The sequence below is a fragment of the Corallococcus sp. M7 genome, from assembly GCF_054512695.1.
This window is the reverse complement of record NZ_CM137252.1, coordinates 6605383-6618861: the sequence shown is the minus strand read 5'-3', so window position 1 is coordinate 6618861 and position 13479 is coordinate 6605383. Positions and strand designations below refer to the sequence as shown.

12 protein-coding genes are annotated in these 13479 nt (G+C 70.1%); 11 read left to right on the top strand and 1 reads right to left on the bottom strand.

The features are described from left to right. Window positions 1–95 precede the first annotated feature (95 nt). From ACX114_RS26585 to ACX114_RS26545, 9 genes are all read left to right on the top strand, one after another. Window positions 96–746: a Crp/Fnr family transcriptional regulator gene (locus ACX114_RS26585; RefSeq protein ID WP_014398127.1), complete on the top strand. Its 651-nt coding sequence runs from the start codon at window positions 96–98 to the stop codon at window positions 744–746. A 1-nt stretch (window position 747) separates the two neighbouring features. Beyond that, a complete protein-coding gene (locus tag ACX114_RS26580; protein ID WP_120621281.1) occupies window positions 748–1503 on the top strand; it encodes an MBL fold metallo-hydrolase in 756 nt (251 codons plus the stop codon). A gap of 72 nt (window positions 1504–1575) precedes the next feature. Beyond that, window positions 1576–2427, top strand: coding sequence for an acetyl-CoA carboxylase, carboxyltransferase subunit beta (gene accD / locus ACX114_RS26575; protein WP_459288996.1), 852 nt, complete (start codon window positions 1576–1578; stop codon window positions 2425–2427). A gap of 19 nt (window positions 2428–2446) precedes the next feature. Continuing rightward, window positions 2447–3751, top strand: a complete 1305-nt coding sequence (locus ACX114_RS26570; RefSeq protein WP_459288995.1) for a bifunctional folylpolyglutamate synthase/dihydrofolate synthase — start codon at window positions 2447–2449, stop codon at window positions 3749–3751. Between the two features lie 18 nt (window positions 3752–3769). Beyond that, window positions 3770–5041: an alpha/beta hydrolase gene (locus tag ACX114_RS26565; RefSeq protein WP_459288993.1), complete on the top strand. Its 1272-nt coding sequence runs from the start codon at window positions 3770–3772 to the stop codon at window positions 5039–5041. 98 nt (window positions 5042–5139) lie between these two features. After that, entirely contained in the window at window positions 5140–6651 is a 1512-nt protein-coding gene (locus tag ACX114_RS26560) for an AMIN domain-containing protein (protein ID WP_459288991.1), read from the top strand. A gap of 51 nt (window positions 6652–6702) precedes the next feature. Beyond that, on the top strand, window positions 6703–9402 hold the full coding sequence (locus tag ACX114_RS26555; RefSeq protein ID WP_459288989.1) for an LPS-assembly protein LptD: 2700 nt from the start codon (window positions 6703–6705) through the stop codon (window positions 9400–9402). A 67-nt stretch (window positions 9403–9469) separates the two neighbouring features. Then, entirely contained in the window at window positions 9470–9820 is a 351-nt protein-coding gene (locus ACX114_RS26550; protein WP_014398120.1) for a helix-turn-helix domain-containing protein, read from the top strand. A gap of 153 nt (window positions 9821–9973) precedes the next feature. Beyond that, a complete protein-coding gene (locus tag ACX114_RS26545; RefSeq protein WP_459288986.1) occupies window positions 9974–10738 on the top strand; it encodes a TetR/AcrR family transcriptional regulator in 765 nt (254 codons plus the stop codon). A gap of 2 nt (window positions 10739–10740) precedes the next feature. Here ACX114_RS26545 and ACX114_RS26540 read toward each other — a convergent pair whose 3' ends face one another. Beyond that, window positions 10741–11802 (bottom strand): M23 family metallopeptidase, encoded by a 1062-nt coding sequence (locus tag ACX114_RS26540; protein ID WP_459288984.1) that lies wholly within the window; start codon window positions 11800–11802, stop codon window positions 10741–10743. A 315-nt stretch (window positions 11803–12117) separates the two neighbouring features. Between ACX114_RS26540 and ACX114_RS26535 the strand changes: the two genes are divergently transcribed. Both ACX114_RS26535 and ACX114_RS26530 read left to right on the top strand, forming a co-directional pair. Further along, window positions 12118–12636 (top strand): hypothetical protein, encoded by a 519-nt coding sequence (locus ACX114_RS26535; protein ID WP_459288982.1) that lies wholly within the window; start codon window positions 12118–12120, stop codon window positions 12634–12636. Between the two features lie 25 nt (window positions 12637–12661). Next, complete coding sequence (locus tag ACX114_RS26530; protein WP_459288980.1) at window positions 12662–13426, top strand: endonuclease/exonuclease/phosphatase family protein; 765 nt, start codon at window positions 12662–12664, stop codon at window positions 13424–13426. Window positions 13427–13479: the final 53 nt, after the last annotated feature.

Below are 13479 nucleotides of genomic sequence, written 5' to 3'. Positions count from 1 at the left end.
CGGGTTTGCGGCGCCGTCACGCCCTCGGGCACGGAGGCGATATCGGTCTGGGATATTTGACCGGTGGGGTGGGGGCTGATTGACTCGCGGGCCAGATGGGCGCCGAGGAAACCCTCTTTCAACGTTTTGGCAAGGAGTTCCCCAAGGGCACCGAGCTCTTCCGCGAGGGAGAGATCGGCAAGGAGATGTTCGTCATCCAGTCCGGGAAGATCGCCATCTCCAAGCGCGTGCGCGACGTGGAGAAGGTGCTCGCCGTATTGGGCCCGGGCGAATTCTTCGGTGAGATGGCCATCATCTCCAACAAGCCCCGGAACGCCTCCGCCGTGGTGCATGACGACGCGAAGCTGCTCGTCATCGACCCCAAGACCTTCGAGGCGATGATCCGCGGCAACGCGGAGATCGCCGTGCGGATGATCAAGAAGCTGGCCGAGCGCCTCTCCGAGGCGGACGCCCAGATTGAAAACCTGCTCCACGGCGACCCCGCCAGCCGCGTCGTCCACCAGATCCTCCAGGCCTGCCAGACGCGCGGCCGTCCGTTGGAGGAGGGCGTGGAGGTGGACTTCGCCATCCGGGAGATGCCCCGGCAGATCGGCGTGGGCGAGCCCGCCGTGCGCAGCATGCTGGAGCGCCTGGAGCGCGCGGGCCTCATCGAGCGAAGCGGTGACCGGGTGACCGTGTACGACACGGCCCGGCTGCATGACTTCCTCAACTACCTCGAGATGAAGTGGAAGTTCGGAGACCTCTAGCGTGAAGCTGCAAGTCCTCGGGTGCCACGGCGGCGAGCTTCCCACGTGCAGGAGCACCTGCTTCCTCGTGGACGACGTGCTCGCGCTCGACGCGGGCGCACTCACCGGCACGCTCTCGTTGGATCAGCTCTGCAAGGTCGACGACATCCTCGTCGGCCACAGCCACTTCGACCACGTGAAGGACCTGCCGCTGCTGGCCGACCTGGTCATCGGCCGCAGGGACAAGCCCGTCACCATCCATGCCTCCCGCGAGTGCGCCAAGGCGCTGCGCGAGAACATGTTCAACAACGCGCTGTGGCCGGACTTCACGCGCATCCCCACGCGCCACAAGCCCGTCCTGGCCATCAAGACCTTCCGCGCCGGCAGCACCTTCCAGGTGGGCCCCTACACCGTGAAGAGCGTCCCGGTGAGCCACCCCGTGGAGTCGTGCGCCTTCATCATCAGCGACGGGAAGTCCGCGCTGGCCATGAGCGGCGACACCGGCCCCACGGACAAGCTGTGGAAGGCGCTCAACGCCACGAAGAACCTGAAGGCGCTGCTGCTGGAGACCAGCTTCCCCAACAGCCTCCAGGCCCTGGCGGACATCTCCGGCCACCTGACGCCCGCCACCGTGGGCTCGGAGCTGCGCAAGTTCGAGCGCAACGGCGCCCAGGTGATGCTCTACCACCTGAAGCCCGCCTTCGTGACCCAGCTCAAGAAGGAACTGGCCCCCCTGCCCGTGAACGTCCTGGAGCTGGGGGAGACCTTCCAGTTCTAGGGGCCTTCGTGCCGCGCCGCGCCGTACGGAGGTATTGACGGCCCGCGGCGGCCGGATTAACCCCCGGGCCTCATGGCCTGGTTCTCCAAGAAGCCCCGCATCGCCGTTGACTCCGAGCCCGCCGCCGAGCCCCAGCCCTCCCGCATGCAGGGCCTGTGGGCCAAGTGCGAGCAGTGCGACGAAATCATCTACCGCCAGGAGCTCGAGAAGAACTGGATGGTGTGCATGCACTGCGAGCACCACCACGCCTGGACGGCCCGCGCGCGGCTCGCCGCCACGTTGGATCCGGACTCCTTCGAGGAGTTCGACAAGGAGCTGGAGCCCCAGGACCCGCTCGGCTTCACCGACACCAAGAAGTACAAGGACCGGATCAAGTCCACGCGCAAGAACCTGGAGGAGAACGACGCGTTCATCTCCGGCGTGGGCCGCATCGAGGGCCACCCCGTCTCCATCGGCTGCTTCGTCTTCGAGTTCATGGGCGGCTCCATGGGCTCCGTCGTCGGTGAGAAGGTCACGCGCGTGTTCGAGCGCGCCTTCGAGCTCAAGTGCCCCGCGGTGGTGTTCTCCGCCTCCGGCGGCGCGCGCATGCAGGAGGGCATCTTCTCCCTGATGCAGATGGCGAAGACGTCCGCGGCCATTGCCCGCTTCCGCACCAGCGGCAAGCCGTACGTCTCCGTGATGCTCAACCCCACCACGGGCGGCGTGGCCGCGTCCTTCTCCTGGCTGGGCGACATCATCCTCGCGGAGCCCAAGGCCCTCATCGGCTTCGCCGGCCCGCGCGTGATTGAACAGACCATCCGCCAGAAGCTGCCGGAGGGCTTCCAGCGCTCGGAGTTCCTGCTGGACCACGGCATGATCGACGCCATCGTCCACCGCAAGGACCTGCGCGCGAAGCTGGGACAGATCCTCGGCATGCTGGGGTAGGGCGGCGGGCCTCCAAGCCATGGACGCGCCCCGCACTTCCGAAGAGGCCCTGCGCTTCTTCCAGGCGCTCAACCCCTCCGGCATCAAGCTGGGGCTGGAGCGGGTGAAGGACGCGCTCGCCGCGCTCGACCATCCCGAGCGCGACTATCCGGCGCTGCACGTCGCCGGCACCAACGGCAAGGGCAGCACCTGCGCCTTCGTGGCGCGGGCGCTGGAGGCCGCCGGGCACCGCGTGGGGCTCTACACGTCCCCGCACCTGGTGCGCGTGAACGAGCGGATCCGCGTCGCTGGCGCGGACATCCCGGATGACGTCTTCGGACAGCGCATCCTGGAGGTCCTGGAGCGCTACCCCTCCGCGCTGTCGGACCCGATGACGTACTTCGAGTTCGGCACCGTGGTCGCGCTCTGGCACTTCTCCCGCGAGCACGTGGACGTGGCCGTGCTGGAGACGGGGCTGGGCGGCCGGCTGGACGCCACCACCGCCGCGAACCCCGTCGTCACCTGCGTCACCCCCGTCTCCTTCGACCACATGGAGTACCTGGGCCACACGCTCCGCGAGATCGCCGGGGAGAAGGCCGGCATCTTCAAGCCGGGCGTTCCGGTGGTCCTTTCCCGGCAGGAGCCGGAGGCCCTGGACGCGCTCCTGCGCCGCGCGGAGCAGCTCGCCGTGCCCGTCCAGGTGGAGGGCCGCGACTTCGGCATCGTCCCCGGGTCCGATGGGACGCTCTCGTATCGCGGCTCCGGGTGGTCGCTGGACGGCCTCACGCTCGCGCTGCGCGGGCCGTATCAGCACCAGAACGCGGCGGTCGCCCTGGCCTGCCTGGAGGCCCTCCAGGCCCGGGGCGTGGCGGTGACGCCGGAGGCCGCGCGGCAGGGCCTGGCCACCGCGCGCTGGCCGGGGCGGCTGGAGGAGGTGTCCCAGGCTCCGGTGATGGTGGTGGACGGAGCCCACAACCCGGCGGGCGTGGCGGTGCTGCTGGAGGCCCTGCGCACCCTCTACGCCGGACGGCCGCTGCACCTCGTCTTCGGGGTGGTGGCGGACAAGGACCGGGGGCCGATGATGCAGGCCCTGTTTCCGCTGGCGGCCTCCGTGCACCTCACGCCGCTGGACACGCCGCGCTCGCTTGCTCCGGAGCGATACATCGCTGAAGCACGGGTTTTGTGTTCACGGGTCGTCGCGCACGCCTCCCTGGAGGAGGCACTTGCCGGAGCGAGGGCCGATGCAGTGGGTCGTCCAGATGGCGTCGTGCTCGCTACAGGCTCACTGTTCCTGGTAGGCGCCGTGAAGCGATGGGTTGACCGAAGCCTTGGCGCGATGCGGTAGCAGCAGTAACTTTGCGACATGCGCCTGCCGGACTGGAGATCAGCGCTTCCGGGACCTCCGATGCCCACCGTCGACGAGGTTGACTTCCGGGCGCTGTACTCGAAGACGAACTACGTCGTGGAGACCGCGGACGGCTGGTCGCTCGTCATCACGCGCTACCGGCCGGTGAAACAGGCGTTCGCGCAGCCGCTGTTCGGTGAGCCGCTGCTCCTGGTGCACGGCTTCTCCCAGAACCGGCACACGTGGACGAGCGGCCAGTTCGTCAAGAACCTGCTCTTCTTCGGCGTGGACATCCACATCCTGGAGCTGCGCGGGCACGGCAAGAGCTCCATCGCCTTCCAGAAGGAGCGCGCGGAGCGCTTCAAGCGCCCGCTGCCGCAGGACCTGGACTACGGCTGGGACCTGGACAGCTACTTCCTCTACGACCTGCCGGCGGCCGTCTCCGGCGTCAAGCGCATCACCCGGCGCGAGCGCATCTTCTACTGCGGCCACTCCATGGGCGGCATGCTGGGCTACGGGTACGCCGGCATCCACGACGACTTCGAGGGGCTCATCACCATCGGGTCGCCGGCGGACCTGGGGCGCGGCTTCGCGCTGTTGCGCCTGCTGGCGCACGGCTCGCCGCTGCTCGCGGGCGCGGTGGACATGACGCTGGGCGGGCTGAACCTGAACCGCCGCGCGTCCTCGCTGGGCCGCTCGCTGCTGGCGAAGGGGGCGGGCGCCTTCAGCCCCGCGCTCCAGAAGCGCCTGGAGCCGGATGCGTCCAAGCCGCTCGTGTTCAACGCGGTGCCGGTGGACGTGGTGCTCAAGTGGGTGGAGCGCCAGCTGTCGCAAGCGGACGAGTCCGCGCTGTATCAGCGCTTCACGCGCAAGCTGAACCGGCTCATCAACACCGAGCGCGTCAGCCGCGACGACATCCGGTGGCTGCTGCGCGAGGGCGGCGAGCGCGAGCCTCGCAAGGTGATTGAGCAGTTCGCCCGGTGGATCCGCCGGGGCGAGATGGTCTGCTACCGCACGGACTACGACTTCAAGCGCGGCTTCGGGAAGATTGAAATCCCCATGGCCATCATCTTCGGGGACCTGGATCCGCTGGCGTCCGTGGAGTCCACGCGCAGCGTCTACCGCGCCGCGAAGAGCGAGTACCTGCTGTGGCGCCCGGTGAAGGGCAACAGCCACGTCGAGCTCACCATGGGGCACGACATCCGGCAGATCTGCTACGACATCAAGAACCTCATCGAATACACCCGCACGCACCGCACGCGCTCGCCGGCCCTGCCGCGCTTGCGTTGAAGCGCGGACGTTCCGGCCAGACTGAAAAGTTGGTGCCTCCCGGGTGCGTGATAATTTCGCGCGCGTCTGTCTTCTGACGCATGTCACGGGAGTGGTCGATGAAGGGCTTGGCGGTGTCGCTGCTCGGGTTGTGGCTGGTGCCCCTGGTGGCGCTGGCGCAGCAGCCGGTGGACTACAACACCATCACGTCCGTCACCGTCAGCGGCGGAACGGTGGAGATCTCCGGCAGCAAGAAGGCGGACTTCAACAGCTTCACCATGACGGACCCCCCGCGGCTCGTCATCGACGTGTCCGGCGCCGTCTTCAAGGACGTGCCGGAGGAGCTGCCGGTGGGCAATGGCACCGTGACGGGCATCCGCACGCAGGCCTATGGCACGGAGTCCTCGTCCATCGCGCGCATCCTCATCGGCTATGAGCGCGAGGTGGAGACGGACATCCAGACCTCCGGCAACAAGCTGGTGGTGAAGGTCCTGGGCAGCGGGGGCGGCGCGGTCGTCGCGCAGGCGACGCCCACGGAAGGGCAGGGCACCCCCGCGCAGGGGACCGCCGCGGCCAACACCCAGGCCCAGACCCAGGCCGGCTCCAACGCGCAGGACGCGGCCCGCGCCGCCGCGTCGGACCGGGAGGCGCAGGAGAAGGCCGTGAAGGCCGCCGCCGACGCCGCCCGGGCGGATCGCGAGGCCCAGGAGAAGGCCGCCGCCGAGGCCGCCGCCCGCGCCAAGGCGGACGCGGACGCGGAGAAGAAGCGCCAGGAGGAGGCCCAGGCCGCCGCGAAGCGCCAGGACGAGGAGCGCCGCGCGTCCGAGCAGGCCGCCGCCGAGGAGCGCAAGCGTCAGGAGTCGGAGGCCCAGGCCGCGGCCAGGCGCGCCGAGGATGAGCGCCGCGCCACCGCGCAGGCCGCCGCCGACCAGAAGCGCCAGCAGGAAGAGGATGCGAAGGCCGCCGCGAAGACGGCCGCGGAGCAGAAGCGCGCCGCCGCCCAGGCCGCCGCCGAGGAGCGCCAGGCCGCCGCGAGGACGGCCGCGGAGCAGAAGCGCGCCGCCGCCCAGGCCGCCGCCGAGGCGAAGCGCCAGAAGGACGAGGAGCGCCAGGCCGCCGCCCAGGCCCGCCGCGAGGAGCAGCAGTCGGCCCGCGAGGCCGCCGCCGAGGCGAAGCGCCAGCGCGCGGCGGAGGCCCGTGAGCGCCGCGAGCAGGCCATCGCGGCCCGTGAGTCGCGCGCCCGCGTAAGCCAGGGCAGCGCCGCGGCCGAGTCTCGCGAGAGCGGTGGGGGCGAGGTGTCGTCGCGCCGCAAGACGATGACGCAGATTGGCTTCCAGCAGCAGCCGGACAGCTCGCGCGTCTTCGTGCGCACCAACGCGCCGGTGCGCTACACGGTGAACGGCTCCGGCAACCAGGTGGTGCTGGAGCTGGAGAACACGCGCGTGGTGGAGTCCAACAACACGCTGCCCCTGGACACGCACTTCTTCCCGTCGGCCGTGTCGCGGGTGGAGGCGTTCTCCGGCGCGGGCCAGACGGTGCGCGTCGTCATCCAGCTGAAGCAGGGGGTTCGCTATGAGACACGCCAGGAAGGCGGCCTCATCACCCTCGACTTCCCGCGCCCGGGCCGGTAGGACGGGACGGGCGCCGTTGCCGGCACGGCGCCCACCGCCCACGCCTCCCGAATGACCTTCCTTGCCCCGGTCGTCCTGACGCTCTGGGTGTCGGCCCAGATTCCGCTGGCCACGCAGGTGGAGCTGCCCACCGGCGAGGTCGTGGAGCTGGCGGCCGACTACGTCGTCTTCGAGAACGACATCCTCACCGCCCGGGGCCACTGCGAGCTGCGCAGCGGCCCCAACGTGCTGCGCGCGGATGAGGTGACGTACAGCGAGGCCACGCAGGTGGCCACCGCCACCGGCAACGTGATGTTCGTCAGCGGCCTGATGGCCGCCATCGCGGACGACGTGCGCGTGGACCTGCGCTCCAACGAGGCCAACGTGAAGGGCGGCCTCTTCATGCAGAAGAAGGGCGTCACCCCCGAAGCGCTCCAGGCCGCCAAGACGCCGGACGAGCTGCGCAAGATGGGGGAGACGCCCGTCCTGATGAGCGGCACGCGCATCCGCCGCACCGGGGAGACGGCGTTCTCCGTGGACGGCCTGGCCTTCACCCCGTGCCAGTGCGGCCCGGGCGAGCCCAGTTGGCGCGTGGAGGCGAAGGAGGCCAACGTGAAGATGGGCGAGCGCGCCATCCTCACCTGGCCCGTGGTGTACGTGCGCTCCGTTCCGGTGTTCGCGCTGCCGTGGCTGTACCTGCCCCTGGCCGAGCGCCGCTCCGGTCTGCTCATCCCCCGTCCGTCCAACTCCGGCCTCAACGGCTTCGGGCTGGAGCAGCCCGTCTTCATCACCCTGGGGGAGAGCTACGACCTCACGTTCACCCCAGGCATCTTCACGGGCGGCGGTGAGGTCTCGAGCCCCCTGTTCCTCGAGGTGGACGAGGAAGGCAACTCGACGCCCATCCGCGAGCTCCGCGCCAACGGCGTGAAGGGCCCCCGGCTGCTCACCGAGTTCCGCTACGTCCCCAGCGACCGCACGCGGGGGCGGGCCACGCTGGGCTTCCTCTATGACCTGCGGCCCCGGTTGGATCCCACCCGGTCCGACTTCCTCCGCGTCGTGGACCGGACCAACCCGAATGCTCCCTTCTACACGCCGCAGATCGTCGACGAGAAACGGGGCCTGCGCGGCGAGGCGTCCTGGCAGCACACGCAGGACCTGGGTGACGGCTGGTACGACCGCGTGGACGCGTACTTCGTGTCGGACGGTTTCTACACGCGCGACCTCACCGCCGACCTGCTGGTGCAGAACACCAACTACCTGCGCAGCACCGCCATGGTGTACCAGCGCCGCGACGAACGTTACCTGGGCCTGGACGTGTCGCTGCGCCAGGACCTGCGCTACGCCTACCGCTTCTTCCAGCCAAACCCCATCCCCGCGGTCGCTTCGCTGACGGGCGAAGCCACCAACCCCCATGGCCCCACGACGTTCCAGCGGCTGCCGGGCATCACGCTGGCCCTGCCGCAGCGCCCCCTCTTCGGCGGGCGGGTGATGGGCGGGATGCAGGTGGAGTACAGCCGGCTGGCGCCCCTGCGCAGCGGCGGCTTCGCGGACGACGGCTCCGACGGGCTCTTCTCACTCAGCGGCACCTGGCGCCCCGAGGGCACGCCGATTGAAGCCGCGCCGGTGGCCGACGGGCTGGAGGGCAACGGCCGCCTGGACCCCACCGAGCGCGAGGGCCGCGACCGCGTCTCCCTGGCCCCGCGGCTGTCCACGTCCTACGGGCTGGGCAACTGGGGCCGGCTGACGCCTTCCGTGGCGCTGCGCCAGGACGTGTCCGTGGGCGAGGTCTCCGGCCGCACCGCCGCGCGGGGCTACGCGCTGGCGGACCTGGTGCTGGACTCGCAGCTGGCGCGCACCTTCGCGGACGGGGACACGCTCTACCGCCACACGCTGTCCCCGTCGGTGAACCTGCGCTACGTGCCCGGCGGCTGGGGACACGGCCTCACCGCCCTCAACGGCAGCGGCACCGGCACCGTGCCGCTCGTCTATGACGAGTGGGACTCCGCGGTGCCGCTCCAGTCCGACGGCAGCGTGCGCGGCTTCCTCCACGCCGTGGTCGCCGTGGACCAGTCGCTGCGCGTGCGCAAGGGGCCCACCACCCGCGAACCGCTGCGCCTGAGAATCGGCCAGGGCTTCGACTTGTCGCGCATCTCGCCCGTCGCGGGCCGGGACACCGTGCAGGGCAGCGTGCTGCGCGACACCTTCGCGCGCCTGTCCGCCAGCGCCGGCGTCCTCACCGCGGGCGGGCTCGTGCGCATGGACCCCACGACGCTCGACATCACCCAGCTGTCCGCCGACTTCACCATCGACAACGGCAAGGGCAACGCGCTGTACGCGCGATACGACGACCTGCTGGCCGTGAAACAATTGTCAATTGATCGTGGGTTGGATCCTTTGGCACAGGGACCCGATTTCGCGCGTCGGGGCGTGGACATGCTGGTGGGAGACGCACCTCGTCCCCTGCCGTCCCACAACGACCAACTCGACCCCTCTCCGACCGAACGGGCGCAGGCTCTCACTGTCGGTACGCGAATCAAGCTCGGATTTGGGCTCGGGTTGCGATACGAAGCACTGGTGCAACCGCTTTATAAGGATCTGATTACCCAGGAAAGTCAGCCCCTTGCACAGCAGACCTTCGGCGTGTCGTATGGGCCCGCCTGTGACTGCTGGCGAATCGAAGGGGTGGTGATCCTGCGGCGCAATCAAACACCGGAATTCGCCGGTGTGAATTTGAGTGTGGCCGGATTCGGATCCTTCGGGTCGGGTGGATAGGAATCACCCGCCGTACGCGAGCGTTGCACTCACCTCGGAAACATCCCCCCTAGAGGAGAAGTACTTCGTGTCGGATCTCGGAAAAAGAATTGGCCAGCGCATTCGCGAGCTTCGCACGCAGCGCCCGGAGCGATGGACGCAGGAAGAGCTCGCGGAGCGAGCGCAGATCAGCGTGTCCTTCCTGTCGATGATCGAACGCGGCGAGCGCGTGCCCCACGTGGAGACACTGGCGGCCCTTTCCAACGCCCTCAGCGTCAGCCTCGGCGAGCTCTTCACGGGCACCGAGCAGACGCCCGCCCAGACGGAGGACCTGCTGCGTCCCCTGTCGGACTTCGCCCGCGCGCGCGGCCTCAACGCGCGTGACGTGGACCGCCTGCTCGGCGTGGCCCGCGTGATGTTCAACGGCTCGGCGGCCTGAGTCCCCTCCCGGGGAGGGCCCTTCCCCGTGCGTGCCCCTTCCGCCCGCCTTCCCCCCGGCGCGGCGGAGGGCCCCACGTAAGGATTGACCCCGGAGCCTCGCGTCCGTAGCGTGGCTGGCTGATTCTTGAATCAACCAGCCGTGGGAGGACGCGTGGGCCAGCAGAAGACGGCGCCGGAGAACGGGACGCGGGAGAGCGAGCGCCGCCGCACCATCCTGCGGGCCGCCATCGACGTGTTCGCCCGCAAGGGCTACCACGGCTGCCGTATCGCGGACGTCGCCAAGGAGGCGGGTGTCGCGTACGGGCTCGTCTACCACTACTTCAAGAACAAGGATGAGCTGCTGGAGACCGTCTTCGAGACGGGCTGGAGCGGCTTCATCGCGCGTGCGCGCGCCGTCGCGGAGAGCGAGGGGCCGCTGGTGGAGAAGGTCCGCCGCATCGCGGACGTGGCCTTCGAGGCCTACCGCGTGGACCCCCGCGCGGTGAAGGTGCTCATCCTCGAGATTGCCCGTTCCCCGGCCGGAGCCCGCATCAACCGGCAGACGGCCTTCGTGGACGTCATCCGCCTGAGCGCGCAGATGTTCACCCGCGCGAAGGAGGCGGGGGAACTGCGCCCGGACGTGGATCCGCTGCTCGCGTCCGCGCTGCTCTTCGGCTCCATTGAAATGGGGCTCACCGCCTTCGTCGTGGGGCTGGCGGACGCGCGCGACACGGTGATGCTCGAGCGCGCGAAGGCGCAGATCGCCGACTCGTTCCTCCACGGCGTGCTGCTGGCCGGCGCGTCCTCCAAGACGGAACCGGTGAAGCACGAGCCGGTGAAGCACGAGCTTCCGAAGGGCGAGGAGCCCCAGGAGGACGCGGCACCGCCGAAGCCGGCGAAGGCCGCGCCCAGGGCCCGGGCGCCCAAGCGCGGCTGAAACTACGGGTTCGCCAGGCCGGGCGCGTTGGTGGCCACGCCCGGTGCTTCCGGGGCGCCGGTGAAGTCCAGCTTGAGCAGCGTCTGGCCATCCACCCAGCGGTCATCCGCCTTCACGCCCCAGTGGAGGTGCGGTCCGGTGACGCGGCCGGTGCTGCCCACCAGGTCCAGCGCGTCGCCCTGCTTCACCTGCGCACCCTCCTTCACGTCGATGCGGGACAGGTGGAAGTAGGCCGTGTAGAGCCCCGCGCCGTGGTGCACGAGCACGGTGTTGCCGGACGCGTAGTTGTCGCGCGACATCACCACGGTGCCGTCGTTGGCGGCGACCACCGGCGAGCCCGTGGCGCCATCCAGGTCCACGCCGAAGTGCTGCGTCTGCAGCTTGCCGTTGAACGAGCGGCGGTCGCCGAAGGGCGCCGTCACCGTGGCCTCGCGCGGCCAGGCGAAGTTCTGGCCGAACAGCGGCGTCTGGAAGGGCTGCGCGAACGCCGCGGCGAACGCCTTGCGGTCCGCCTCCATGCGCGCCTTCACCGCCTTGGGCGGCTTCACGTACTTGTTGGCCACGCGCAGCTCGCGCTCGCGGAAGCCCGGCGCACCCACGTTGAGCACGCCGGACAGCAGCACCGGCAGGCCGCGGCCGGGGGCGGTGACGTCCACCGGCACGGTGCCCTCGGTCTGCTCCACCGGAAGGCTGGTGAGGGCCGCGTAGCCGTTGTTCCACGCGAAGAAGCGCAGGGGCCGGCCCGCGACGGTGCCCGTGGGCAGCGCGGACGCGCCGCTCACCGTCACCAGCACCGGGTCGCCCGGCTTGGGATTGGCGGGCTGGAGCGACAGGTGTGGCCCGCTCGTGGGCGCCACCTTCAGCGGCGCCAGCTCTCCCTGGAGCACCGCGCCCTGCGTGGGCGCGCCCGGGGCGCGGAGGCCAGGCGTGGCCGTGGAGCCCGGCACGCTGCCCGTCACCACCGCGGAGGAGGCGCCAGGCGTGGCGGCGGCGAGCGCCGGAGACCCGGAGGCGAGCAGGGAGAGGACGAGGAGGCGGACGGCGGGCGGGTTCCGGGCGGGCATGGGCCGTTCTTTACACCACGCGCGCGCGGAACCTTCCCGGAGCGGCGTCCCGCGTGTTGGCTGGCTGCTTCTCTGCCCGGAAGGGCCTGGCTGGATGCCTCCTGTTGGACGTCTGGCCGCCCGTCCTGGAGGCAGGCTCCAAACATGTGCCATTGCCGGTACTTGAGTGCCCCCGGAGGCGAACGGGTGTTCCTGGCCGGACGTGCGGCAGGCAGCCGTGCCAGTTCTCCCCGTGTCAAGGCGTTACGGACGGCGAGGGGCTCCCTAGCTTTCCCACATCAACGCAGCACATCAATTTCGAAAGGGAGAGCGCGCATGCCTCGCTCCTACAGCTTCGACCACTTCCAGGTTCCCAAGACCCTGCCGCCGCAGAAGCGCAGCCTGCGTCAGCGCGACAAGGCGCACCTCGCCCAGTCGTCGCGGGTGTCGGTGGACGAACACGAGGGCGTCCACTACGGCAAGAGCCACGCGCAGACGGAGGAGATCCTCACCGCGCGCAAGATGGAGCTTCAGCTGGAGGAGCTGGCCCGTCCGGAGGCGGACGCCAAGTTCTCCCACGGGCCGGTGTCGCGCGTGAGCGGCGCCGCGAAGAAGCAGCGCAAGGCCGCCGCGTCCCCCGTCATCGGGAGCACGGCGCCCATCGGCGCGCTGCCGCCCACCCAGGAGCGGCCGATGCAGCAGCAGGGCCGTCTGCCCGACCTCATCGACGAGGCGCGCCGGCAGCTCAAGGCCATCCAGTCCGGCGTGGGCGACGTGGCGTCGGCCATGCAGCGGCTGGCGATGCTGCCCCTGGAGGCGGTGCGCCTGGCGGCCCGCCGCATCATCCCGGCCTGAACAAGAAGGGGAGGGTGGACGACGCGTGGAGCTGACCCTGGTCTCCTACAACATCCACTCCGGCATCGGCGTGGACGGAGCTTTCGACCTGGAGCGCGTGGGCTCGGTGCTCCGAGAGGTGAACGCGGACATCATCGCCCTGCAGGAGGTGGGGGACTTCCGGGGCAAGACGCCCCGGGAGGACCAGCCCGAGCATCTCGCGGAGATGCTCGGGCTGCACATGGCCTTCGGACCCAACGTGGTCCGCAACGGCCGCCGCTACGGCAACGCCATCCTCAGCCGGCTGCCGGTGCTCAAGTCGAAGAACTACGACCTGAGCGTGCCGCGCCGTGAGCCCCGGGGCGCGCTGCGGTGCGACCTGGACCTGGGAGGGGGGCAGCAACTGCACGTCTTCTGCCTCCACCTGGGCCTGTCCGTGAGCGAGCGGCGGCGGCAGGAGGCGCTCCTCTTGTCCGCCGACCTGCTCCGCGACGCGGCCCGCAAGGACCCCATGGTGGTGTGCGGGGACTTCAACTCCTGGGGCAACGGGCCGGTGTCATCGCTCGTGCGCGAGGCCATCCACGACGCCGCGTTCGAACTGGGCGCCGCCGCGCGCACGTACCCCACGCGGCTGCCCCTGTTCCGCCTGGACCGCATCTACGTGGACTCGGGGGTGCGGCCGGTGTCGGTGACGCCGCACCGCTCGGCGCTGAGCCGGGTGGCGTCGGACCATCTGCCGCTGGTGATGCGCTTCGAGGCGCCCATCGCCGTGCAGCCGCCTGTCGCACCGCCGGTGCAGCTGATCGGCTAGGGGTGTGGGCTTGCGGTAGGCTCCCACGCGGGTCCGGTGGTTTCTCGCGTTGA